Origin of the sequence: Nocardia sp. NPDC050406 (assembly GCF_044459025.1) — a bacterium.
Classification (GTDB): domain Bacteria; phylum Actinomycetota; class Actinomycetes; order Mycobacteriales; family Mycobacteriaceae; genus Nocardia.
Map to the genome: position 1 here is coordinate 164,208 of NZ_JBITIM010000004.1, position 23,503 is coordinate 187,710.

At 66.9% G+C, this 23,503-nt stretch carries 21 protein-coding genes and 2 tRNA genes; 6 read left to right on the top strand and 17 right to left on the bottom strand.

Features of this window, described 5'->3' with window-relative positions:
* Positions 1-22 precede the first annotated feature (22 nt).
* The 3 genes from ACIBH2_RS29480 to pknB are packed head-to-tail and all read left to right on the top strand — an operon-like array spanning position 23 to position 4,972.
* Positions 23-1,492, top strand: coding sequence for a peptidoglycan D,D-transpeptidase FtsI family protein (locus tag ACIBH2_RS29480; RefSeq protein ID WP_397123367.1), 1,470 nt, complete (start codon positions 23-25; stop codon positions 1,490-1,492).
* 34 nt (positions 1,493-1,526) lie between these two features.
* On the top strand, positions 1,527-3,074 hold the full coding sequence (locus ACIBH2_RS29485; RefSeq protein ID WP_397123369.1) for a serine/threonine-protein kinase: 1,548 nt from the start codon (positions 1,527-1,529) through the stop codon (positions 3,072-3,074).
* A complete protein-coding gene (pknB, locus tag ACIBH2_RS29490; protein WP_397123371.1) occupies positions 3,071-4,972 on the top strand; it encodes a Stk1 family PASTA domain-containing Ser/Thr kinase in 1,902 nt (633 codons plus the stop codon). Before ACIBH2_RS29485 ends, pknB begins: the two co-directional genes overlap by 4 nt.
* Positions 4,973-5,045: 73 nt before the next feature.
* Here the strand turns inward: pknB and ACIBH2_RS29495 are convergent, their stop codons facing one another.
* The 3 genes from ACIBH2_RS29495 to ACIBH2_RS29505 are packed head-to-tail and all read right to left on the bottom strand — an operon-like array spanning position 5,046 to position 6,845.
* Positions 5,046-5,513, bottom strand: a complete 468-nt coding sequence (locus tag ACIBH2_RS29495; RefSeq protein ID WP_397123373.1) for a dCMP deaminase — start codon at positions 5,511-5,513, stop codon at positions 5,046-5,048.
* Entirely contained in the window at positions 5,503-6,210 is a 708-nt protein-coding gene (locus ACIBH2_RS29500; protein ID WP_397123375.1) for a RibD family protein, read from the bottom strand. Before ACIBH2_RS29500 ends, ACIBH2_RS29495 begins: the two co-directional genes overlap by 11 nt.
* Positions 6,207-6,845 (bottom strand): aminodeoxychorismate/anthranilate synthase component II, encoded by a 639-nt coding sequence (locus ACIBH2_RS29505; RefSeq protein WP_397123377.1) that lies wholly within the window; start codon positions 6,843-6,845, stop codon positions 6,207-6,209. Before ACIBH2_RS29505 ends, ACIBH2_RS29500 begins: the two co-directional genes overlap by 4 nt.
* A gap of 131 nt (positions 6,846-6,976) precedes the next feature.
* On the opposite strand from ACIBH2_RS29505, the gene crgA reads away from it, so the two are divergent.
* Complete coding sequence (gene crgA, locus ACIBH2_RS29510) at positions 6,977-7,243, top strand: cell division protein CrgA (RefSeq protein ID WP_397123379.1); 267 nt, start codon at positions 6,977-6,979, stop codon at positions 7,241-7,243.
* 171 nt (positions 7,244-7,414) lie between these two features.
* Positions 7,415-7,855 (top strand): PH domain-containing protein, encoded by a 441-nt coding sequence (locus ACIBH2_RS29515; RefSeq protein WP_397123381.1) that lies wholly within the window; start codon positions 7,415-7,417, stop codon positions 7,853-7,855.
* 88 nt (positions 7,856-7,943) lie between these two features.
* On the opposite strand, the gene ACIBH2_RS29520 is transcribed toward ACIBH2_RS29515, so the two are convergent.
* Together ACIBH2_RS29520 and ACIBH2_RS29525 are read right to left on the bottom strand one after the other, a co-directional pair.
* Positions 7,944-8,816 (bottom strand): rhomboid family intramembrane serine protease, encoded by an 873-nt coding sequence (locus ACIBH2_RS29520; RefSeq protein ID WP_397123383.1) that lies wholly within the window; start codon positions 8,814-8,816, stop codon positions 7,944-7,946.
* Between the two features lie 17 nt (positions 8,817-8,833).
* Positions 8,834-9,361, bottom strand: a complete 528-nt coding sequence (locus tag ACIBH2_RS29525; RefSeq protein WP_397123385.1) for a peptidylprolyl isomerase — start codon at positions 9,359-9,361, stop codon at positions 8,834-8,836.
* A gap of 77 nt (positions 9,362-9,438) precedes the next feature.
* On the opposite strand from ACIBH2_RS29525, the gene ACIBH2_RS29530 reads away from it, so the two are divergent.
* Complete coding sequence (locus tag ACIBH2_RS29530; RefSeq protein WP_397123387.1) at positions 9,439-9,624, top strand: hypothetical protein; 186 nt, start codon at positions 9,439-9,441, stop codon at positions 9,622-9,624.
* Between the two features lie 7 nt (positions 9,625-9,631).
* Here ACIBH2_RS29530 and ACIBH2_RS29535 read toward each other — a convergent pair whose 3' ends face one another.
* From ACIBH2_RS29535 to dnaN, 12 genes are all read right to left on the bottom strand, one after another.
* Entirely contained in the window at positions 9,632-10,480 is an 849-nt protein-coding gene (locus ACIBH2_RS29535) for an ABC transporter permease (protein WP_397123389.1), read from the bottom strand.
* Positions 10,477-11,472 (bottom strand): ATP-binding cassette domain-containing protein, encoded by a 996-nt coding sequence (locus ACIBH2_RS29540; protein WP_397123391.1) that lies wholly within the window; start codon positions 11,470-11,472, stop codon positions 10,477-10,479. Before ACIBH2_RS29540 ends, ACIBH2_RS29535 begins: the two co-directional genes overlap by 4 nt.
* A gap of 523 nt (positions 11,473-11,995) precedes the next feature.
* Positions 11,996-13,021 (bottom strand): adenylate/guanylate cyclase domain-containing protein, encoded by a 1,026-nt coding sequence (locus tag ACIBH2_RS29545; protein WP_397123393.1) that lies wholly within the window; start codon positions 13,019-13,021, stop codon positions 11,996-11,998.
* 112 nt (positions 13,022-13,133) lie between these two features.
* Positions 13,134-13,206, bottom strand: a tRNA-Ala gene (locus ACIBH2_RS29550).
* Positions 13,207-13,252: 46 nt separating this feature from the next.
* Positions 13,253-13,360: a DLW-39 family protein gene (locus ACIBH2_RS29555; RefSeq protein WP_397123395.1), complete on the bottom strand. Its 108-nt coding sequence runs from the start codon at positions 13,358-13,360 to the stop codon at positions 13,253-13,255.
* 29 nt (positions 13,361-13,389) lie between these two features.
* Positions 13,390-13,463: transfer RNA gene (locus tag ACIBH2_RS29560), tRNA-Ile, on the bottom strand.
* Positions 13,464-13,590: 127 nt separating this feature from the next.
* Positions 13,591-14,562 carry a DUF3566 domain-containing protein gene (locus ACIBH2_RS29565; protein WP_397123397.1) on the bottom strand — a complete coding sequence of 324 codons (972 nt, stop codon included), beginning with the start codon at positions 14,560-14,562 and terminating at the stop codon, positions 13,591-13,593.
* A 45-nt stretch (positions 14,563-14,607) separates the two neighbouring features.
* On the bottom strand, positions 14,608-17,124 hold the full coding sequence (gyrA, locus tag ACIBH2_RS29570; RefSeq protein ID WP_397123399.1) for a DNA gyrase subunit A: 2,517 nt from the start codon (positions 17,122-17,124) through the stop codon (positions 14,608-14,610).
* A gap of 57 nt (positions 17,125-17,181) precedes the next feature.
* Entirely contained in the window at positions 17,182-19,230 is a 2,049-nt protein-coding gene (gyrB, locus tag ACIBH2_RS29575; protein WP_397123401.1) for a DNA topoisomerase (ATP-hydrolyzing) subunit B, read from the bottom strand.
* 511 nt (positions 19,231-19,741) lie between these two features.
* The gene (locus ACIBH2_RS29580; RefSeq protein WP_397123403.1) at positions 19,742-20,314 is read right to left on the bottom strand and encodes a DUF721 family protein; all 573 of its coding nucleotides are present in this window, start codon (positions 20,312-20,314) and stop codon (positions 19,742-19,744) included.
* Between the two features lie 192 nt (positions 20,315-20,506).
* On the bottom strand, positions 20,507-21,712 hold the full coding sequence (gene recF / locus ACIBH2_RS29585) for a DNA replication/repair protein RecF (RefSeq protein WP_397123405.1): 1,206 nt from the start codon (positions 21,710-21,712) through the stop codon (positions 20,507-20,509).
* A 135-nt stretch (positions 21,713-21,847) separates the two neighbouring features.
* Positions 21,848-23,017 carry a DNA polymerase III subunit beta gene (gene dnaN, locus ACIBH2_RS29590; RefSeq protein ID WP_397123407.1) on the bottom strand — a complete coding sequence of 390 codons (1,170 nt, stop codon included), beginning with the start codon at positions 23,015-23,017 and terminating at the stop codon, positions 21,848-21,850.
* Between the last annotated feature and the right edge of the window lie 486 nt (positions 23,018-23,503).

A 23,503-nucleotide genomic window follows, 5' to 3' on the forward strand; every position in this document is an offset into this window, starting at 1 on the left:
GAACACACAGGGCGGTGTCTGAATGAACACTCCGCTGCGCCGGGTGGCCATCGCGGTCATGGTCATGATCGTGGCCCTGCTCGCCAATGCCACCTACGTCCAGGTCATCAAGGCCGATTCGCTGCGCAACGATCCGCGCAATGTGCGCGTGCTGCTCGACGAGTACGCCCGCCAGCGCGGCCAGATCTCCGCGCAGGGAACGGTTCTCGCCAGTTCCGTCGCCACCGACGACCGGTACAAGTACCTGCGCACCTACCCGACCGATCCGATGGCCTACGCACCCGTCACCGGCTTCTACTCCATGCAGTACGGCAGCACCGGGCTCGAGCACGCCGAGGATTCGGTGCTCAACGGTTCGGACAACAAGCTCTTCGGCCGCCGTCTCATCGATATGGTCTCCGGGCGTGACCCGCGTGGCGGCAATGTGGTCACCACCATCAACCCGGTGATGCAGAAGGTCGCCTACGAACAGCTGACGGCCAAGGGCTACACCGGTTCCGTGGTCGCCATCGAGCCGAGCTCCGGGCGCATTCTCACCATGGTGTCCACCCCCAGCTACGACCCGAACCAGCTCTCCAGCCACGACGGCGCGGCGGTCACCCAGACCTGGAACGAGCTGCAGCAGGATCCGCGCCAGCCGATGCTCAATCGCGCTGTGTCGCAGACCTATCCGCCCGGCTCCACATTCAAGGTCGTGGTCACCGCGGCGGCGCTCTCGGCGGGCATCGTGAAGCCGGAGGATCAGCTCACGGCGGCCTCGCGAATCACCTTGCCGGACACCGCCACAACGCTGGAGAACTACAACGGCAGCCACTGCGGCCCCGGTGACGGCCCGACCGCGTCGCTGACCGAGGCGTTCAAGTACTCGTGTAACACCGCTTTCGTCGACCTCGGTATCAAGGTTGGCGCCGCGAAACTCAAGGACGAGGCCGCCGCCTTCGGTATCGGCCAGCACGAGGGCATTCCGATTCCGGTGGCGGACAGCGCCGTCGGCACCATGCCGGATCCGGCGGCGGTGGGTCAGAGCAGCATCGGCCAGCGCGATGTGGCCGTGACGCCCTTGGACAACGCGGTCATCGCGGCGACCGTCGCCAACGGCGGCGTACGGATGCAGCCGTATCTGGTCGACCAGTTGCAGGGTCCCGATCTGAGCGTCATCGACACCACCAAGCCGATGTCGGTCGGGCAGGCGGTGAATGCCCAGGTGGCCTCGCAGCTGACCAACCTGATGATCGAATCGGAGAAGAACACGCAGGGAGGGGGGCAGCGGCCCTACACCATCGCTTCCAAGACCGGCACCGCCGAGCACGGCAGCGATCCGCGCAACACCCCGCCGCACGCCTGGTACATCGCCTTCGCCCCGGCGCAGAACCCCAAGATCGCGATCGCGGTGATCGTGGAGAACGGCGGCGACCGCGCACTGGCCGCGACCGGTGGGTCCGTCGCCGCACCCGTCGCCCGTGCGGTGCTCGACGCCGGACTGGGGGGCTGAACGACATGTACGTGCTAGCTAGACGGGGGCTGGAATGCTGACCAACGGTGCATTGATCGCCGACCGGTACCGGCTGCAGCGGCTGATCGCCACCGGCGGCATGGGCCAGGTCTGGGAGGCGCTGGACACCCGGCTCGACCGACGCGTCGCGGTGAAGGTGCTCAAGGCGGAGTTCTCGGCGGACCCCACCTTCCGCCACCGGTTCCGCACCGAAGCCAAGACGACCGCGCAGCTCAACCACCCCGGCATCGCCGGAATCTACGACTACGGCGAGACCATGGACCCGGCGGGCGGCGAAACCGCCTATCTGGTCATGGAATTGGTGTCGGGTGAACCGCTCAACGCGGTGCTGAACCGAATGACCCGCCTGTCGGTGGTGCAGGGTCTGGACATGTTGGAGCAGACCGGACGCGCGCTCCAGGTCGCCCACGCCGCCGGAGTGGTGCACCGGGATGTGAAGCCCGGCAATATCCTCGTCACCCCGACCGGCCAGGTGAAGATCACCGACTTCGGCATCGCCAAGGCCGTGGACGCCTCCCCGGTCACCAAGACCGGCATGGTCATGGGCACCGCCCAGTACATCGCGCCCGAACAGGCCACCGGCGACGACGCCACCGCGGCCTCGGACGTCTACTCGCTGGCCGTGGTCGGCTACGAGGCCCTGGCCGGAACCCGCCCCTTCACCGGTGACGGCGCGCTGACCGTCGCCATGAAGCATGTGCGCGAGACGCCGCCGCCGCTGCCCGCCGATCTGCCCCCGAACGTCCGCGAACTCATCGAGATCACCCTGGCCAAGGAGCCGACGCAGCGCTACGCCACCGGCGGCGAATTCGCCGACGCGGTGGCCGCCGTGCGCGCGGGCAGGCGTCCCCCGCCGCCCAGCGGCAATGCCACCGGCGCGATGACCGGCGCCACCCGGGTGCTGCCGCCCGGCCCGACCATGGTGATTCCGCCGATCTCCGATCAGGCCACCGTGCGCTATCCGACGCCGCCGCATCCGCAGCGGCAGCAACCGGTCCCGATCGCGGCGACCTCGGTCATGCAGGGTCCGGCCACGCCGCCGCCCGGGGCTCCCCCGACCGGCGTGCGCGGGGCCGATGGCGGGGGCGGCCGGTTCACCAACAGTCAGAAGGCGCTGGCCGGACTCGGCGTCGGCGCGCTGATCCTCGGTGGCGCGGCGGCTTTCGTGCTGCTCAGCGGTGATCCGCCGGAGCCGACGCCGCCGACCAAGTCCAGTGCCGTCGTGGTGCCGCCGCAGGTGCCGAGCACCACCACCGTCGCGCCGCCGACGACCACGCAGTACGTGCCGCCGCCGGTGACGCTGCCGCCCACCACGGAACCGGAGCCGACCACCACGCTCCCGCCGACCACCACGCAGCCGCCGACCACGACGCAGAAGCCGACCACGACGGCGCCGAGCAAGACCGGTGAGCCGACCACGACGGCGCAGAAGCCGACCAGGACCAACGGGTTGCCCGGACTCGAATTACCCTCTCAGATACCAACGTATGTACCGACCGTTCCCGGTGCCCGCGGCGGGAACTACCCCAGCAGCCCCACCCCCGAGCAAGGACTGCCATGACGACCCCGAAGAATCTGTCCTCTCGCTACGAGTTGGGCGAGATCATCGGGTTCGGCGGTATGTCCGAGGTACACAAGGCCCGTGACACTCGGCTGGGCCGCGACGTCGCCATCAAGGTGCTGCGCGCCGACCTGGCCCGCGACCCCACGTTCTACCTGCGGTTCAAGCGCGAGGCCCAGAACGCCGCCGCGCTGAACCACCCCGCCATCGTGGCCGTCTACGACACCGGCGAGGCCGAGGTCGACGGCGGGCCGCTGCCCTACATCGTCATGGAGTACGTGGAGGGCGACACGCTGCGCGATATCGTGCGCGGCAAGGGTCCGCTGCCGCCGCGGCGCGCCATGGAGGTCATCGCCGACGTCTGCGCGGCGCTGGACTTCAGCCATCGCAACGGCATCGTGCACCGGGATATGAAGCCCGCCAACATCATGATCAACCGCGCGGGTGCGGTGAAGGTGATGGACTTCGGTATCGCGCGCGCCATCGCCGACAGCTCCAATCCCATGACCCAGACCGCCGCGGTGATCGGTACGGCGCAGTATCTTTCGCCCGAGCAGGCGCGCGGCGAACAGGTGGACGCCCGCTCCGATGTGTACTCGGTCGGCTGTGTGCTCTACGAAATCCTCACGGGCGAACCGCCTTTCACCGGTGATTCACCGGTGGCGGTGGCGTACCAGCATGTGCGGGAGGATCCGCGGCTGCCCTCGCACGTGCATCCGGGCGTACCGCGCGAACTCGATTCGGTCGTACTCAAGGCCATGAGCAAGAACCCGGCCAACCGGTATCAGAGCGCCGCCGAGATGCGCGCCGATCTGATTCGGGTGCTGGGCGGGCAGAAGCCCACCGCGCCCATGGTCATGACCGAGGAGGACCGCACCAACTTCCTCGACGAGGACGCGCCCACCCCGCGCTACCGCACCGTCGAGCGCCGCGACGACACCACCGAACAGGAGATCGTCGAACCCGGCGGCTCGCGGCGCAGCCTCTATATCGGCGCGGCCTCGGCGGCCGCGGTGGTGGTGGCGTTCGCGCTGTTCTGGATGCTGGTCGGCCCGGGCGCGAAACCAGATCAGGTGGCCGTGCCCGATCTGTCCGGTCGGCCCGCGGCGACCGCGCAGAAGGATCTGGAGAAGCTCGACTTCTCGGTGGCCATTCAGGAGAAGCCGGACAACAAGGTGGCGGCGGGCAATGTCATCGCCACCCAGCCGCTCGGCGGCTCCCGCGTCGACAAGGGCAGCACCGTCACCTTGCAGGTGTCCACCGGACCGGCGCAGGTCACGGTGCCGCGGCTGGCCGGTCTCACCCAGCAGCAGGCCGAGCAGAAGCTGACATCCATTGGCCTGCGCATGAATTCGGATGTGAAGCGCGAGGCGTCCAGCGTCGAGGACAAGGACAAGGTGGTGCGCACCGATCCGTCCGAGGCCACCAAGGTCGACGCGGGCGGCACCGTCACCATCACCTTGGGCAAGGGGCCGGAGCAGGTGCGGGTGCCCGATGTGGTGGGCCAGGACATCGAGGTCGCCGAACCGAATCTGGTGGACAGCGCGGGCTTCAAGATCACCATTCAGGAAGTGGACAACTCGCAGCCCAAGGGCACCGTCATCGGCACCAACCCCTCCGGCGGCAGTATGGCCGACAAGGGTTCCACGGTCGTGGTGCAGGTGTCCTCGGGCAATGCCATCGCCATGCCCGACCTGCGCGGCATGACCGCCGCGCAGGCGGCGGACACGCTGCGCCAGCGCGGGTGGAGCGGGCAGATCAGCCAGAACACCCAGAGCACCTTGGACGCGGGCAGCGTCGGACGCGTCATCGCCCAGCAGCCCGCCGTCGGGTCGTCGCTGGCCAAGAACGCGACGGTGACGATCACGACCGGAGTGCTGTCGCTCGGCCCGCCGTGAGGCACGCCCCCGAACCGTGAAAGCCGCGCTCCGATTGTCGGAGTGCGGCTTTCGTGTTCACGGGGCCGAATGGTCAGGGTCGCAGATTCAGGTGCCGGTTCATCGACATGGCCTCGTCGGCGAGGTCGGGCAGCTCGATCACCTCGACGCCGTGCTCGCGCAGTCTCTCCACACCCACGCAGTTCACCACGAAGGTGCCGGGCTCGCGCCAGGCGATGACCACCTGCCGAATGCCCGAGCGCAGAATGCGATCGGTGCACGGCGCACGGTCCAGACTGGCGCGCTGCGAACAGGGTTCGAGGGTGCTGTAGAGCGTGGCGTGCGGCAGGCGCGGGTCGTCGGGATCGAGTTTGTTCAGCGCCGATTCCTCGGCGTGCACCTTCTCGTCGGTCTCCCGCGACCAGCCGTGCGTGATCTCCACACCGTCCGCGCCGACGATCACCGCGCCGACCGAGAACGCGGTCGGGCTGATCGGGCACAGTCGCGCCAGTCCGATGGCGTGGCGCATCCACTGTCGGTGCAGGCGTTGCTCATCCGGCATCGGGACCCTCCTCCTGCGGTAGATAGCGCAGCAGTGCCATATCGCCGACGCGGCCGACATCGGCCAGGCGCATGCGGCGGTGCGGGCCGCCCGGAAACGCGGCGGGCCGCAGGAAACCGGGGGCGGCCGGATCGCCGACCAGGATCGGCGCGACCGCCATCAGCAGTTCGTCGACCAGACCGGCCGAGAGGAAGGCGGTGTGGATGGATCCGCCGCCCTCCACCATCAAACTGGTGATGCCGCGCTCGCCGAGATCGTCGAGCAGCGCGGCGAAATCGACTGTGTCGCCGAGGGATACGACGGTCGCCGGGAGCGTGTCACCGATGCGGGCGGCACCGGCCGCGGTGGTGTAGACGAGCCGCTCGCCGCCGTGCTGCCAGAAGTTCGCGGCCGGGTCGAGCTCCCCCTTCGCGGAAACGACCACGCGCAGCGGGTATTCGGGCTTTCCGGCCTCGACCCGCTTGGCCCTGCGGTGTGCGCTGTTGACCAGCAGCCGAGGATTGTCGCGCCGAAGTGTCTCCGCGCCAATGAGTATGGCGTCCGAGGCGGCGCGCAGCGCGTCCACCCGATCGAAATCGGCTTCGTTGGACAGCAGCAGTCGATCCGGTCCGGCGTCGTCGATATATCCGTCGATGCTCACCGCCACCGACAGCAGCACATGCGGTCGGCGGCCCCGGACACCGTCGGGCCGGTTCACACCAGCGCCGCGACTTCCGCTTCGAGCGTGCGCACCAGCCCTTCGTCCGGGCGCTCGCCGCAGACGCCGAGCCAGTTGGCGAGCATGCGGTGACCGCCCTGGGTGAGGACCGATTCGGGATGGAACTGCACGCCGTGAATGGGCAGTTCGCGATGGCGCATGGCCATGACGATCCCGCTGTCGGTGCGGCCCAACACTTCCAGCTCCGGAGGCATGGTCTCCTCGAGCACGGTCAGCGAGTGGTAGCGGGTGGCGATGAACGGATCCGGCAGCCCGGCCAGCACGCCGGCGCCGATGTGGAAGACCTCGGAGGTCTTGCCGTGCAACAGCTCCGGGGCCCGCGTCACGGTCGCACCGAACGCCTCGCCGATGGCCTGATGCCCGAGGCACACCCCGAGCAACGGGACCTCGCGCCGGGCGCAGGCATGCACCAGATCGATACTCGCCCCCGCTCGGTCGGGTGTTCCCGGCCCGGGGCTGATCAGAATGCCGTCGTACTCGCGCACCACGGCGTCGCGGTCGGCGAGCCGCTCGTCGTCATTGCGCCAGACGGTCGCGTCCACACCCAGCTGACCGAGATACTGCACCAGGTTGAACACGAAGCTGTCGTAATTGTCGACGACCAGTACACGCATAGGGTCAGACTACGTCGCCGCTGTTCAGCCTGTCGCGGGCAATACCGCTCGGGCCGGAGTCGTCGGGGGCCTGCCGTCGAACCACCTGGGATAACCTTTACCCAGACTGCACGCCAATAGCTGAGGACGTCATGCCTAAGTCGAAGGTCCGGAAGAAGAACGATTACTCGATCAATCCGGCGAGCCGCACCCCCGTGAGAGTGAAGTCGGCTGGTCCGTCGCCGGTCTGGTACGTCTCCATCATGCTCGGTTTCATGCTGGCCGGGCTGGTGTGGCTGCTGGTGTACTACCTGGCGGCCGAGCAGATCAGCTGGATGAGCGATCTGGGCGCGTGGAACTTCCTGATCGGCTTCGGCCTCATGGTCGTGGGCCTGATCATGACCATGCGCTGGCGCTAGCAAGGCTGTTAAAGATCTGAACTTCATCCCCAACCCACACAAGATGAGCGGGGGATGAAGGCGTTCCACCGCTACATATTGCGCCTGGCAGTGAGCTTCATCGCCTTACAACAGTGTTATTCATACACACCTGTGGATGAGCCTGTGGACAACTCGAGGAGGGTTTGGGGAATGACGCCTGCCGACGCCCGCGCACTGGCGTGGTCCACCCCTCCGGCGGCACTGGCCGTCTGCGCGCTGGGCGGCATCGTGCTCGCGGTGGCCGCGGTGCTCTCCAACGACCCCGCCGGGCGACTGCTCATCGCGTTTGCCGCCCTCGCCCTGCTGGTCATGGCCGGTGTGGGACTGCGGCAGCGGCCGCGGCTGGCCATCGAACCGGGCACTGCCCAGCCCATCGTGGTGCGCGGCGTGGCCGGGGCCAAGCGGTTCGGCCCGGACGAGATACTGCGCGCCCGCATCGTGAACTACCGGCGGCTCGGCCGCAAGGTTCCCATGCTCGAACTGGATGTGAACGAGCACGGCGACGAGCGCCTGTTGATCTTCGGACGCTGGGATCTGGGCGCTCATCCCCAGGACGTCTTCGAGACTCTCCAGGCGTATCTGCCGCGCTAGTTCTCCACAGCCCGCGCCAGTTCTCCACAGCGCGACCGAATCACCGCGGCACTGTGCCTGGCGGCCGCACTCTGCCCAGCGAGGTCGCTCAGTAGACGAGTGTCGGCGCGAACGCCGCGGTGACGACCAGCGCGGCCACGATCACCACCGCCACCGAACCCCAGCCGATCGCCGCGGCGGTCGACTGCGTCTTCGCCCGCAGCAAACGCGGCAGGTAGAGGATTCCCGCCGCCGAGAGCGTTCCCGCGGCCAGCCCACCCAGATGCGCCCAGATCGACACGCCCGGCAGCGAGACGCTGAGGATCAGGTTGATGGCGAGCAGGACGGCGATCTGGGTGAGGTTCTGGCGGGTGCGCAACATGATCACCGCGACCGCGCCGAACAGACCGTAGATCGCGCCCGAGGCGCCGACCGTCGCGGTCAGCGGATCCACCATCGCCATGACCGCGGCCGAACCGCCCAGCAGCGAAGCGAGATAGACCGCCAGGTAGCGGCCGCGCCCGAGCGCGGTCTCGCAGTAGGGGCCGAGCATGTACAGCGCGAGCATATTGACGGCCAGATGCACCAGCCCGTAGTGCAGGAAGCCGGAGCCGACCACCCGGAACCACTCGCCGTCGCCGACGAAGGCGGGCACCAGCCGCCACTGCCGGAACAGGTCCGAGGCGCGGTTGTCCATGAGATTGCCCGCCTGCAACGCGGTGATCGCGTAGATGAGCACATTGACCGCGATCAGCACATACGTCACATAGGGCTGCGGCCGCTGCGACAGCGAGGCTCCGCCCACCGTGCGCGCTTGGCGAACGTCCTTCTGCCCCTGCTGAATACATTCCACGCAGTGCTGGCCGACCGAGGCCGGGCGTAGGCATTCGGGGCAGGCGGGCCGCCCGCACCGGGTACAGCCCAGACCGGTGGGGCGGTCCGGGTGCCGGTAACACGTCGGTGCGGGCGGTTGTGGATTCATGTCTGCCGCTTTCGAATTCAGCCGATGGTGATGCTGTTGATCACGACCGGATCCTTGGGCCGGTCATTGCGATCGGTGGCGGTGGCGGCAATGGCGTCCACCACCTTGCGGGAATCGGGATCCACCACCTCGCCGAAAATGGTGTGCTTACGGTTCAAATGCGCCTGCGGGCGCACCGTGATGAAGAACTGGGAACCGTTGGTGCCCGGACCGGCATTCGCCATGGCCAGCAGGTAGCCGCGATCGAACCGCAGCTCCGGATGGAACTCGTCCTTGAACTCGTAGCCCGGCCCGCCACGACCGGTGCCGGTGGGGTCGCCACCCTGAATCATGAAGCCATCGATCACGCGGTGGAAGGTGGACCCGTCGTAGAACGGTCCCGACGTGCCGTCGGAGGCGTTCTTCGTGGTGTACGGGGCCGAACCGTCGGCCAGGCCGATGAAGTTCCGCACCGTCGCGGGGGCATGGTTACCGAAGAGCGAGATCTTGATGTCGCCGAGGTTGGTGTGCAGCGTCGCCACGGCGGTCTGATTCGGTGAGGTCACGCGCCCCATGCTAAGCCGTGCCGAGGTGGTCACCACCCCTTGGTGCGTGAACTCCCCCGCTGTGTCACAGTGGTCGGATGGAGCTGGGGAGTTTTCGCAACCGAATCATCGCGGCGGCACTACTCGGAGCGGCGGGCGCGGTAGTCGCCGCCATCCTCAATCGACGACCCCAGCCGCCCGCCCCGGCCCCGGAACCTCCGCGACTCGGCTACTCCCGCAACGGTTCCGCGCCCACCGCGGCGGACGCGGAAACCGCGCGCTGAGAATTCCCTAGCGGCTCACCGAGCGCTTGTACTGCCGCACGGCCAGCGGCACGAAGATCACCAGAATGGCGACCACCCAGATCAGGGTGGTGGCCACCGGGTGCCGCATCGACCAGGTATCCGGCGGCGGCAGCGCCGCGTTGGTGTTGCCGAACAGCTCGCGGGTGGCCTGCGTCAACGCCGAGACCGGATTCCACTCCGCGAACACCTTCAGCGGTCCGGGCAGGTTCTCCATCGGCACGAAGGTGTTGGCCAGGAAGGTGAGCGGGAAGATCACCATGAACACCGCGTTGTTGAACACCTCGGGTGCGCGCACGATCAGACCGATCACGGCCATGATCCACGAGACCGCGTAGGCGAACAGCAGCAACAGCAGATACGCCAGGATCGCGTCGAGGAACGAGCCGCGAATGCGCCAACCGACCAGCAGACCGGCCAGCGACATCACCACGAGGCTCACCACATTGATGACGACATCCGCCGCGGTGCGTCCGATGAGCACGGCCGCGGGCTCCATGGGTAGCGACCGGAACCGATCGATGATGCCCTTCTGCATATCCTCGGCCAGGCTCAAACCCGTGAAGGTGCCGCCGAATACGACGGTTTGGGCGAAGATGCCCGCGATCAGGAATTCGCGGTAGCCGCCCTCCAGACCGGGCACCTGAATGGCCGTGCCGAACACGTACGCGAACAGCAGCACGAACATGATCGGCGAGAGCGTGGTGAAGATCAGCACGTCGGGTACGCGCTTGATCTTGATGACATTGCGCTTGGTAATGGTGAGGCTGTCGCTCACCAGCATCGACGCCCGCTGTGCCAGCGTCGGCTTCCCATCGGCGATCGTGGCCGCGGTCATCGGACCTGTCCTTCCGTCTCCAGCTCCGCCGAACCCGAGCCGTTCACCAGTTCTTCGGCCTCGTGGCCGGTCAGCGTGAGGAACACATCGTCGAGCGAGGGCCGCCGTAGCCCCACATCGTGAATGGCGACCTCGTGTTTGGTGAGTTGCCCGATGGCATCCACCAGGGCCTGCGAGCCGTCGTTGACCGGAACGATGATGCGGCGCATGGCCGGTTCCAGCCGAATCTCGCCCTGCGCCAACCCTTCCAGGGCCCGCTGCGCGACCGCGAGATTGTCCGCATGGTCCACGGTCAGTTCGATGCGGTCGCCGCCGATCATGGCCTTCAGCTCGTCGGAGGTGCCCTTCGCGATCACCTTGCCGTGATCGATGACGGCGATGGAATCGGCCAAGCGGTCGGCCTCCTCCATGTACTGCGTGGTCAGCAGCAGAGTGGTGCCGCCTGCCACCAATTCCTCGATGACATCCCAGAGATCCAGGCGCGCACGGGGATCCAGACCGGTGGTCGGCTCGTCCAGGAACAGCACCGGCGGATTGGCGACCAACGCACCCGCCAGGTCGAGTCGCCGTCGCATACCGCCGGAGTAGCCCTTGACCGGGCGGTCGGCGGCATCGGTGAGCCGGAAGCGTTCCAGCAGCTCCCGCGCTCGCTCCTTACTGCGCTGCACCCCCATGTGGTACAGCCGACCGACCATCTCGAGGTTCTCGAAGCCGGTGAGGTACTCGTCGACGGCGGCGTACTGGCCGGACGCGCCGATGCGCGAGCGCAGCAGCTGCGGATCCTTCAGCACGTCCACGCCCGCCACGGTCGCCGAACCGGCGTCGGGGATGAGCAGGGTGGTGAGGACGCGGACCGTGGTGGTCTTACCCGCGCCATTGGGGCCCAACAGGGCCGTGACCGTTCCTTCGGGCACCGATATGTCGAGTCCGTCCAACGCGACCAAGCGGCCGTACCGTTTGACCAGACCCTCGGCGACTACTGCGTCGGGCATGATTCTCCTGGTGTCTCGTGTGGGTTGAGCTGCGCGGATATATCGACCATGACCGGTCCGCCAAAGCCTCAGTATTGTCCAGAGCGATCGGCATTTCATCCGATTTCTCCGGATATGAAGTGCCCGAGTCGCAAAAATGGCCGCATCCCGTGGGGATCCGGTGGTGCTCGGGGGTACCGGTACGGGATGCGACCGAGTTCATCGTCCGCCCCGGTGGGCGGGCGGGTCGCGAGTAGTGCGCTACTCGACTTCGGCACGCGCCCACGGGTATTGGGGATGCGGTAGGCATCGGTTCGGTCACGAACACATGTTCGCACCGGGGTACGACAAGTTCGGCGAAAAATTCTTCCAACGCGATGGTCCCCGTGCGCACACAAACGCGAATCGTCGCGTAGGATCGTTCCCGTCGGCCCCTCCCCCCCGGGCCGACCTACTGCGGGCCTCGGCTAACTCCCCCCCTTCGCCGAGGCCCGCCCCTATTTCCGGGTACGGTTCGGCCGCCGCGCCGCGGCACGCGAATTCGCTACACCAGGGGACGAATCTCATTGCGGCGCAACACATGTCCACGCAGCCGCGTGATACCCCGGACTCGGACACTGCGCAGATGCCGCAGCGTGAACTCCGCGTCGCCGTCCAGTGCCAGGGCGGCCCCGTCGTCGATCAGGACCGTGCCGGGCCGCGCCACGCCCGTGAGCCGCGCCGCCACGTTCACCACCGACCCGTACAGGTCCCCGAAGCGTTGCAGCACTTCGCCATAGGCCAATCCGATGCGCAGTTCGGTGGTGATACCGGGCGACGCCTCGGCGGCCTCCTGGATGGCGAGCGAGATGCGCGCGCCCTCCTTGGCGGTATTGGCGGCGTACATGACCTCGTCGCCGACATTCTTGATGACCCAGCCGCCATTGGCCGTGATGGCATTGCTGGTGACCGTCTCGAAGGACTCCAGCAACGCCGACAGCTCTTCGGGATCCAGATGCCGCGTCAGCCGGGTGTAGCTCACCATATCGGCGAATCCCACTGCGAGATGGCGCATCTGGTCGCCGGTCACCGCGCCGCCGTCCAGCGACCGCGCCAGCGAGGAGGCCAGCTGCCGCCGCCAGGCGTAGGACAGCAACTGCTCGAGTTCGGAGACGACCTCCTCGGTCGCGGCCCGCGCCACGGTCTCGGGATCGGCCTCCGGATTGGCGGCGGTGAACTTGGCGATCCGGTCCAGGATCTCCTCGGTCACCAGATCCACCTGCCACTCCGCCAGCCGCGCCATGGACTGCCCCAGCTGCCGCGCCGCCGCCGTCTGCCGCGGCACATCGGCCCGCGCCAGCGCGTTCAGCTTCGTGAACGCGTTGACCGCCCGCACATCCGCGTCGGTGAACTCGACCGCGCTGTCATCGGGATCGGCCGGAAACCCCAGCGACACCCACAGCCGCCGCGACAGCGTCGAGGGCACCCCGGTCAGATCGGCCACCTGCCGCCGGTTGTACTTGCGCTCCCCACTCAGCAGATACGGCTCCACCACCGACTGAACCAGTTTGGAGATCTCGGTGGACGCCATCCTCGTACCTTACGACGAGATCGATGCGGTCGGCCGTCGGCAGTGCCGTGCCAGTGAATGATCACAGCAGACAAGAAAAAGGATCATGCTCGGCGAGCATGATCCTTGTGCGTGGAGCCTAGGAGAATCGAACTCCTAACCCCTGCCTTGCAAAGGCAGTGCTCTGCCAATTGAGCTAAGGCCCCGAGCTGGGAAAAATCTCCGACGAAGGAGAGATTCCCCGAAACCTGTTCAGCGAGTGGTGACTTCGTGCCAGAGGTCCGCGTCGCTGCGCTGGCGTAGTTTGCTGATTCCGAAAATCACCGCGGCGACCAGGCCGACAGTCAGGAGAATTTTCATGAATCCCACCCTACAGAGATGTTCGGGAGTGGGCCTAGGAGGACTTGAACCTCCGACCTCTTCGTTATCAGCGAAGCGCTCTAACCGCCTGAGCTATAGGCCCTCATCTCGGTTCCGAGTGTGTCACCCGAACCGAGGCACGAGATTACCGTACCACTCGCGCAATAAGCAAAACGGCCGGTCACAGGCCCGAATGAGCCCTGCGACCGGCCGCTCGCCGAAGCCTGGAACTAGTCCGGATCGGCCAGGGTCACCTGGACGCCGCCGACCAGATCGGTGCAGTTGTTGTAGACGAACACGCCGACCGTGGACAGCGCCGTGAAAAGCACCACATTGATCAGGCCGATGACACCGGCGTAGCCGAATACCGTGCCCGCGTCCACGATTGCCGAGGACGAACCGCCGTCGGAGACGATATCGGTGAAGGTGGAGTTCATCCGCTCCCAGACGCCCATGCCCTGCAGCACCAGGTAGAGCAGACCCACCGCCAGCATCCACACGAAGAAAAGCGCGACGCTGATCACCAGCGACACCTTCAGCGTGGACCACGGATCGATATGGCGCAGCTGCACGGTCGCCCGCAACGGCTCGCCGTTGGAGACGGCCTGCTGCACCGCCGCCGGGGCGGACGGCGACACCGGACCGGCCACCGCCATGGCCGGAGCCTCGACGTGGGTCGGCAGCGGATGCCGCAGATCCGACAGGTCCGGCATGTCCTTGACCAGTTCCGGCCGCGCGATGCTGCGGGTTGGTCCGTCGATGCCGACGGACTTCACCATGGCGGCTTCCTTGCGGGCCGCCTTGGCCGCCAGGTCGGCCGTGGTGCGGGCGTTCGAGACGCCCGCGTTCAGGCCGACACCGCCCTGGGACTGGCCGCTCGGCCGTCCCGACACCGGAGCCTGGCCCGGCCGGTACAGATTGGACTGCGGTTCCCGCTGCGGCAGCTGGGACCAGCCGCCCTCGTCGTACCGGGCGGCGTCACCGGCCGCCTGGTCGTCGGACTGATCCTGATCGTTCAGCCGTGCGGTCGGGCCGTCCGGCGCGAAATCGCCCGACTGGCCCGACATTTCGGGCGATTGCGACTGCCCTTCCGGCGACCCCGGCCGCGGAATGGGCCGCGGCGGAATCGGAGACGGTGCGATTCTCTCGGTCACACCGTTGGCAGGTTGCCGCTGGTCATTCGGCTGATTCGGAGTGGTCAATGGTGAATCCTTCGATCCGTTGTGCCGCCGCTGCTGTCGTGAAAACTACTGCTTCGCCGAACCACTGGCATCTTCTTCACCGGAAACCGCGTCGGGCTCATCGGCGTTGCGCGCGATTGCGAGCAACGTATCGCCCTCGCCCAGATTCATCAATCGCACGCCCTTGGTCTGGCGTCCGGCCTTGCGAACCTGGTTGGCCGCCGTCCGGATGACACCGCCGCCGGAGGTGATGGCGTAAAGCTCGTCATCGTCGTTGACGATGAGCGCTCCGACCAGACTGCCACGTTTCACGTCGTATTGGATGGTCAATACGCCCTTTCCACCGCGGCCCTGCGCCGTGTACTCCTCCAGCGCCGTGCGCTTGGAGTACCCGCCCGCCGTGGCGACCAGGAGGTAGCCCTCCTCGCCTTCGTGAACCACGTTGAGCGACAACAGTTCGTCGTCGGTGTTGAAGCGCATGCCCTGCACGCCGGAGGTGGCGCGGCCCATGGGGCGCAGCACCTCGTCGTTGGCCGCGAAGCGAATCGACTGGCCGTGCGCGGAGACGAGCAACAGATCGTCGTCGGCGGAGCAGAGCGCGGCCCCGACCAATTCGTCCTCATCGCGCAGATTCACGGCGACGATGCCACCGCTGCGGTTGGAGTCGAAATCGGTAAGACGGGACTTCTTGACCAGGCCGCGGCGGGTGGCGAGCACCAGGTAGGGCGCATCCTCGTAGGTCTTGAGCTGAATGACCTGGGCGATCTTCTCGTCCGGCTGGAAGGCCAGCAGGTTCGCCACGTGCTGGCCGCGCGCGGTGCGGTTGGCCTCGGGCAGCTCGTAGGCCTTGGCGCGGTACACGCGGCCCTTGTTGGTGAAGAACAGCAGCCAGTCGTGCGTGCTGGTGACGAAGAAGTGCTTGACGATGTCGTCCTGCTTGAGACCCGCGCCCTGCACGCCCTTGCCGCCGCGCTTCTGCGAGCGGTAGAGGTCGGTCTTGGTGCGCTTGGCGTAGCCGGTCTCGGTGATGGTGACGACCACGTCCTCGCGGGCGATCAGATCCTCGTCGGCCACGTCGCCATCCGCCGAGATGATCTTGGTGCGGCGCTCGTCGCCATGCTTGTCGACGATCTCCGCGAGCTCGTCGCGCACGATCGCGCGCTGGCGCTCCGGCTTGGCCAGAATGTCCTTGAGGTCGGCGATCTCGGCCTCGATCTTGGCCAATTCGTCGAGGATCTTCTGCCGCTCCAGGGCTGAGAGGCGACGCAGCTGCATATCGAGAATGGCGGTCGCCTGGATCTCGTCGATATCCAGCAACTGCATGAGGCCGGTGCGGGCGGTCTCGGTATCGGCCGAACGGCGGATCAGGGCGATCACGGCGTCGAGCTGATCGAGGGCCTTCACCAGACCGCGCAGGATGTGGGCGCGTTCCTCGGCCTTGCGCAGCAGGTACTTGGTGCGCCGGATGATCACGTCCAACTGGTGATTCACATACAGGCGAATCATCTGGTCCAGGCGCAGCGTGCGCGGCACGCCGTCCACGATGGACAGCATGTTCGCGCCGAAGCTGGTCTGCAGCTGGGTGTGCTTGTAGAGGTTGTTCAGCACCACCTTGGCGACCGCGTCCCGCTTGACCGTGATGACGATGCGCATGCCCACGCGGTCCGAGGACTCGTCGTGGATATCGGCGACACCGGCGATCTTGGCATCCTTCACCTGCTCGGCGATCGAGTTGATGAAGTTGTCGGTATTGACCTGGTAGGGCAGTTCGGTGATGACGATCGTGGTGCGACCGCGCTGGTCCTCCTCGATCTCCACCACACCGCGCATCCGGATCGAGCCGCGGCCCGTGGTGTACGCGTCGTGAATGCCCTGGGTGCCCACGATCAGGCCCGAGGTCGGGAAGTCCGGACCCTTCACGCGCTCCATGCACGCGGCGAGGGTGGTCTCCTCGTCGGCGGTGTGATTGTCCAGCGCCCAGTAGATGGCCTCGGCCAGCTCGGTCAGATTGTGCGGCGGGATATTCGTGGCCATACCGACGGCAATGCCGTTGGAGCCGTTCATCAACAGCACCGGCACGCGCGCCGGGAGCACCACCGGCTCCTGCGTCTTGCCGTCGTAGTTCGGAATGAAATCGACCGTCTCGTGGTCGATTTCGCGCAGCAGCTCCATGGCCAGCGGGGTCAGGCGGCACTCGGTGTAGCGCATGGCGGCCGCGCCGTCGTTGCCGCGCGAGCCGAAGTTGCCCTGGCCGTCGACCAGCGGGTAGCGCAGCGACCACGGCTGGGCCATACGCACCAGGGTGTCGTAGATGGCCGTATCGCCGTGCGGGTGGTAGTTGCCCATGGTGTCGGCGACCGGGCGGGCCGACTTCACGTAGCTGCGATCGGGCCGGTACCCGTTGTCGTACATCGCGTACATGATGCGGCGGTGCACCGGCTTGAGGCCGTCGCGGACCTCGGGCAGCGCGCGCCCGACGATCACGCTCATGGCGTAGTCGATGTAGGAGTTCTGCATCTCCTGCTGGATGTCGACCGGTTCGATCCGGTCCCCGCCGGAGGGAGGCAACGAAGTCTCTGTCATGGATTGGTCTCCGTAGGAAGTCTTGTGGGCAAGGGATTTCGGCGCGGGCCGCGTCCCTTACACATCGAGGAAGCGAACATCCTTGGCGTTGCGGGTGATGAAGCTGCGGCGCGCCTCCACGTCCTCGCCCATGAGGACGGAGAACAGCTCGTCGGCCGCGGCGGCGTCATCGAGCGTGACCAGGCGCAGCACCCGCACGCTCGGGTCCATGGTGGTCTCCCACAGCTCCTTCGGGTTCATCTCACCGAGACCCTTGTAGCGCTGGACGCCATCGTCCTTGTTGATCTTCTTGCCGGAGGCCAGGCCGTGCTCGAGCAGCGCGTCGCGCTCCCGGTCGGAGTAGGCGAACTCCGGCTCGGTGCGCTGCCACTTGAGCTTGTACAGCGGCGGCTGTGCCAGGTACACGTGCCCGTGCTCGACCAGCGGCCGCATGAAGCGGAACAGCAGGGTGAGCAGCAGAGTCGAGATGTGCTGACCGTCGACGTCGGCGTCGGCCATCAGCACGATCTTGTGATAGCGCAGCTTGGCGATATCGAACTCGTCGTGGATACCGGTGCCGAAGGCCGTGATGATCGACTGGACTTCGTTGTTCTTGAGCACCTTGTCGATGCGCGACTTCTCGACATTGATGATCTTGCCGCGCAGCGGCAGGATCGCCTGGTACATGGAGTCGCGGCCGGATTTCGCCGAGCCACCGGCGGAGTCGCCCTCGACGATGTAGATCTCGGACTTGCTCGGATCCTTGGAGCGGCAGTCGGCCAGCTTGCCGGGCAGACCGCCGATATCGGTAGCGCTCTTGCGCCGCACCAGCTCTCGCGCCTTGCGCGCGGCGACTCGCGCCTGCGCCGACGAGACCGCCTTGGTGACAATGGTTTTGGCGTCGGCCGGATTGGCCTCGAACCAGTGACCGATGTGCTCGTTGCAGGTGCGCTGCACGAACGACTTCACCTCGGTGTTGCCGAGCTTGGTCTTGGTCTGGCCCTCGAACTGCGGATCGGAGATCTTGACGCTCACGATGGCGGCGAGACCCTCGCGGATATCGTCGCCGGTGAGGTTGCCGTCCTTCTCCTTGAGCAGCTTCTTGTCCTTCGCGTACTTGTTCACCACCGTGGTGAGCGCGGCGCGGAAGCCCTCTTCGTGCGTGCCGCCCTCATGGGTGTTGATGGTGTTGGCGAAGGTGTGGACCGACTCGGAGTAGCCCGAGTTCCACTGCATGGCGACCTCGACCTCGTGGCCGGTGCCCTTGCCGGTGAAGGCCACGATCGAATTGTGGATCGGGGTCTTGGTCCGGTTGATGTGCTTGACGTAGTCCTCGAGCCCGCCCGGGTAGTGGTACGTGCGGGTCTTCACCTTCGGCTCGGCGGCCGGGGCGTTCTCGTCGACGTGCTTGGGGGCCTCGGCGGTTTCGCTGACGACCTCGTCGGTGACCTCGCTCTCCGACACCCGCTCGTCGGTCAGGGTGATGGTGAGGCCCTTGTTCAGGAACGCCATCTCCTGCAGACGCCGCGCCACCGTCTCGAAGTTGAAGGTGGTGGTCTCGAAGATGTCCGGGTCCGGCCAGAAGCGGATGGTGGTACCGGTGCGCTTGGTGGCATCGCCCTGGACCAGCTTGCCCGGCTTGGAGTCCTTGTACTGCTGGGTCCAGTGGTAGCCGTCGAAGTCCACATCCGCCTCGAGGCGGGTGGAGAGCGCGTTCACCACGGAGATGCCGACACCGTGCAGACCGCCGGAGACGGCGTAGGCATCCGAGTCGAACTTGCCGCCCGCGTGCAGCTGGGTCATGACCACCTCGATGGTGGGAATGCCCTGGGCGTGCATGGTGGTGGGGATACCGCGGCCGTCGTCGACCACCTCGACGCCGCCGTCGGCGAGCAGGGTGACATCGACCCGCGAGGCGTATCCGGCCATCGCCTCGTCGACGGAGTTGTCGACGACCTCCCAGATCAGATGATGCAGACCGCGCTCACCGGTGGAACCGATGTACATACCGGGGCGCTTGCGGACGGCTTCGAGACCCTCCAGCACGGTGATGGAGTCGGCACCGTAGTTCTGATTGCCTGACTTGGGCTTGGTCGAGCCGTCTTCATTGGAGTCGTTGGCAGCCACTGCTCGGTAGCTCTCCTTACTTGCTGATCCTGTCGGCGCGACGCGAGTCGGCACACGTGGGACCCCGGGCACTGTCTGCTCGAGAGTTACGGGTCCACGCGCGGACTCTGCGGAACACGCCGAAGGTATCGCCGCTAGTTACCCCACCATCCTACTGGTAGACCCGACACAGAATGCACCTATGACACCCCTGAATGAGTCGTAGGTGCGTGAAATCGACCATCCACGAGTCCGGAGATGGGCGGGAGGGGTTCACGCACCCTCAGCGGGCACATGGAATGCCGCCACAGAAAGCGCCACAAAGTTCACCAGCAACTCGCTGGAACGCGAGTAGGACGCCCACGTCAGCCCCGCGACCGGAATACCCCGAGCCTAGTGCCACCCACCGACAAATTCAGCCCACGTTCCACGTGAAACTGGGGGTTGACCAGGGAGGGGGCCGAGCTCTTCGGGTTCTCGTGCCCGCTGCGGCGCAGCGGACACGAGGAGGAGGGGCCTCTGCTCGTGGTGTCTATCCGTAGGTGTCGCGCGGGCCGCGGCCTTTGATGTGGCGGTCGCCCTTGCGCCAACTCGGGGCGGCGGGGCCGTTGATGCGGAGGGAGGTGACCACGCCTTGGCCGACGGCGGCATTGATCTTGGCGAGGATCTGGGATTGCAGCATGCGGAGTTGGGTGGCCCAGGCGGTGGACTCGGCTTGGATGCTGAGGACGCCGTCCTTCAATGCGATCGGCTGGGCGTGATCGGCGATCTCCGCACCGACCACGGCATGCCAGCGGCCGAACACCGTGCCCTCGGCGACCTTGCCGGACCAGCCGCGGCTGCGGGCCAACGCACCGGTCAGGGCACCGAAGGTCTGCGGATCGCGGTCGTCGGGATGAGCACCGGACCACCCGGTGCGGCGGCGACGCAGCGCGCGCACACCACCCTTGCGCGGCGAGGCACGCCCCTGCCCGACCGACTTCCCAGCGGCGCGCGCCGCCGCCCGAGCTTCTTCGAGAGCGCGTCGAGCCAGATCCACTCCGCGCAGTTCGCCCTCCGGACCTTTCCCGCCCGGAGTATCGGACTGCTCCGGCTGCTCGGCCATCCCGCGACTCCCTCCGCTGCTGCCTACGTGATCACCGATTCTGCACCATACGGGGGACACGACTCAGCGTTCGGTGCCGCGGAGGGTGGATTCGTAGTGGCGACGGCCACGAGCGATGGTGTGCCCGCGATATGCACAGGCCGACAGTAACTGTGGATAGTTCTGGGGGCCAGGTCATTTCGTCACCGGACGTTATGGGGATTCGGTGGGGACCGACTGTTCGGCTATGCGGGAGGTGCGGCGGTCCGCCTCGCCGGTTGTTTCCACGCGCAGTGGGTTGGCGTCGAGTTCGGGGGGCACGTCCTCGGGGACGGCGGCGGTGATGAGGACCTGCTCGGCGGTGGCGGCGACGGCGGCCAGGGCGGTGCGGCGGCGGCGGTCGAGTTCGGCGAAGACGTCGTCGAGGATGAGGACCGGGTCGCTGCCGTGGGTGCGGAGCAGTTCGAAGGCGCCGAGGCGCAACGCCAGTGCGAAGGACCAGGATTCGCCGTGGCTGGCGAAACCCTTGGCGGGGGCGGAGCCGAGCATGAGTTCCAGGTCGTCCCGGTGTGGGCCGACCAGGCACACGCCGCGTTCCAATTCCTTGGGACGGGCTGTGGACAACTCGCGCAACAGGACCGACTCGAGGACTTCCTGATCGTCGTCGCGCGGCGCACGCGCCGGGTCGAGGAACTCCGGCGGTAGGTGCGAACTGCGGTAACCGATTGTGGCGGGGCGTGATTCGGGAGCGATCGACGAATATGCCTGTGCGAGATGTGGATAAAGCTCGTGCACGAGCCGCAGCCGCTGGGCGAGCAGCACGCTGCCGTGTGCGGCGAGGTGCCCATCCCACACGTCCAGGGTGGTCAGTTCCGCCCCCGACCCGGATCGCCCGCTCGAACGCCCTTGGCGGCCAGCGGATTTCAACAACGCCGAGCGCTGCCGCAGCACCTTGTCGTAATCCGCGCGCACCCCGGCCAGCCGCGGCAGCCGCGCCGTGGCCAGCTCGTCGAGGAACCGCCGCCGCTCCGAAGGATCCCCGCGCACCAGCGACAGATCCTCGGGCGCGAAGAGCACGGTGTGCAGAATCCCCAGGATCTCCCGGGTCCGCCGCACCGGCGACCGATTGATCTGCGCCCGATTCGCCGAGCCCTGATTGAGCTCCATGTCGATACGCAGCTCGCGCCCGGTGTTCACCACCGTTGCCCCGATGCGCGCCCGCTGCGCACCCATCCGGATCAGCGGTGCGTCGGCCGACACCCGGTGTGAGCCGAGTGTGGACAGATAGCCGACGGCCTCCACCAGATTGGTCTTGCCATTGCCGTTGGAGCCGAGGAAAACCGTGCGCCCCGGCGGCAATTCGAGTTCGGCCTGCTCCCAGGAGCGGAAATCGAGCAGCGACAGCTGCCGAACGTACATCTACTCCCCCGCGCCCGTCGCCGCCCTGTGGAGAACCGCGGCGGCCTGGGGATTTCCACCTGAATGCGGCGAAATCCCCACTCGCGGCGCGTTTTTCACAGGGTTATCAACACTGTGCACAGATGTTCGACCGAATCAGCCCGGGAGCCGGACCGGCATCAACAGGTAGATGTAATTCCCGGCCAGTGCCGCGAAGGCACCGGACTCACTGGGCTCGGGCTCCTCCTCCGGAGCGGGCAACAGCACCGCCGGGCGGCTCGGCGTGGTGAACCCGAAGGCCACCCGATCCGAACGCAGCGCCGAGAGCCCGTCCACCAGGTAGCCCGGATTGAAGGCGATGGTCAGCGGCTGACCCCGGAAGTCGGCCACCAGCCACTCCTCGGCGCGACCGGCATCGTCACCACCGGCAGAGAGCAGCAGACCCTCCTCGTTGAACTCCAGGCGCACCTGCGCGCCCCGCTCCGCCACCAGCGCCACACGCTTGATGGCCTCGGTGAGCGCGCTGACCGACAGCGTGGCGATGGAGGTGTGCTCCTTGGGGAGCAACTGGCGGAACTTGGGGAATTCCGCGTCGAGCAGGCGGGTCGTGGTGCGGCGGCCGCCGTTCACGATGCCGAGCAGGCCGTCGGTGCCGGTGCCGAAGGCCAACTGCACGGGCGCGTCCGACGGGCCGAGGGTCTTACCGGCCTCGGAGAGCGTGCGGGCCGGAACCAGCACCGCGGTCTCCACATCGGGGCGACCCGGATTCCACTCCAGCTCGCGCACGGCGAGGCGGAAGCGGTCGGTGGCCGCGAGCACCACCTTGGGGCCCTCGATCTCGACCCGGATGCCGGTGAGCATGGGCAGCGTGTCGTCGCGTCCGGCGGCGACGGCCACCTGGCCGACCGCTTCGGAGAACACGTCGACCGCGAGTTCACCGGTCTGGGGAGGAAGTTCGGGAAGCTGGGGATAGTCCTCGACCGGCATGGTGGGCAGCGAGAACTTCGCACTGCCGCACTGGATCAGGACGCGGGTGCCGTCCACGGAGACGTCCACCGGCTTGTTGGAGAGCGCCTTGGTGATATCGGCCAGCAGGCGGCCGGAGACGAGAACCTGTCCGCCCCCGGCGACTTCGGCCGCCACGCGCATCTGCGCGGAGACCTCGTAGTCGAACCCGGAGACCGTCAGGCCGTCTTCATCCGCCACGAGGAGCACGCCGCCGAGTACGGGCACAGGAGGCCGCGAGGGCAGGCTGCGAGCCACCCACGCAACGGATTCGGCGAAATCCTCGCGAGCGACCCGAAACTTCATACTTGCCTGTTCCATCGCCCGGTCTGTCCTCTCCCAGTCTCGATCGATACGTGATCTGTCGGCTGTCCAGCGTTGGCTAGTGCGCGGGGCTGCTGGTGAATCGACCGCCTAGAAGTCTGGCACAGGCGACCGACACCAAACCGTACCCGCGCGAAGCCCGCCCGCCAACGTCGACCCTCCGGCGGGTTCGCGGTGTCGATCTTCGAGCGGAGTGGATGGTCCTTCTCTTCCATGCCTCCCGTTCGGGTGTGGAGGGGGCAGGGATCGAACCGTGCGCTCCCAAGCCAAGTTTCCACACACCCTGTTTTAAAGAAGAGTTCTCTAGAGAAGAAATCTAAGTAGTAATAGGGCGTGTGGAAACTGTGGACTTCGCCGGTTCTCCCAGGTGAGAACGTGTGGCGGCGTGGGGATGTCCATTGGGTGACTCGAGGATGAACCGGGAGGGGCTGTGGACCCACCGAAGTTGTTCACCATCCATCCTCGAGTCGTCCTCGAGTTGTT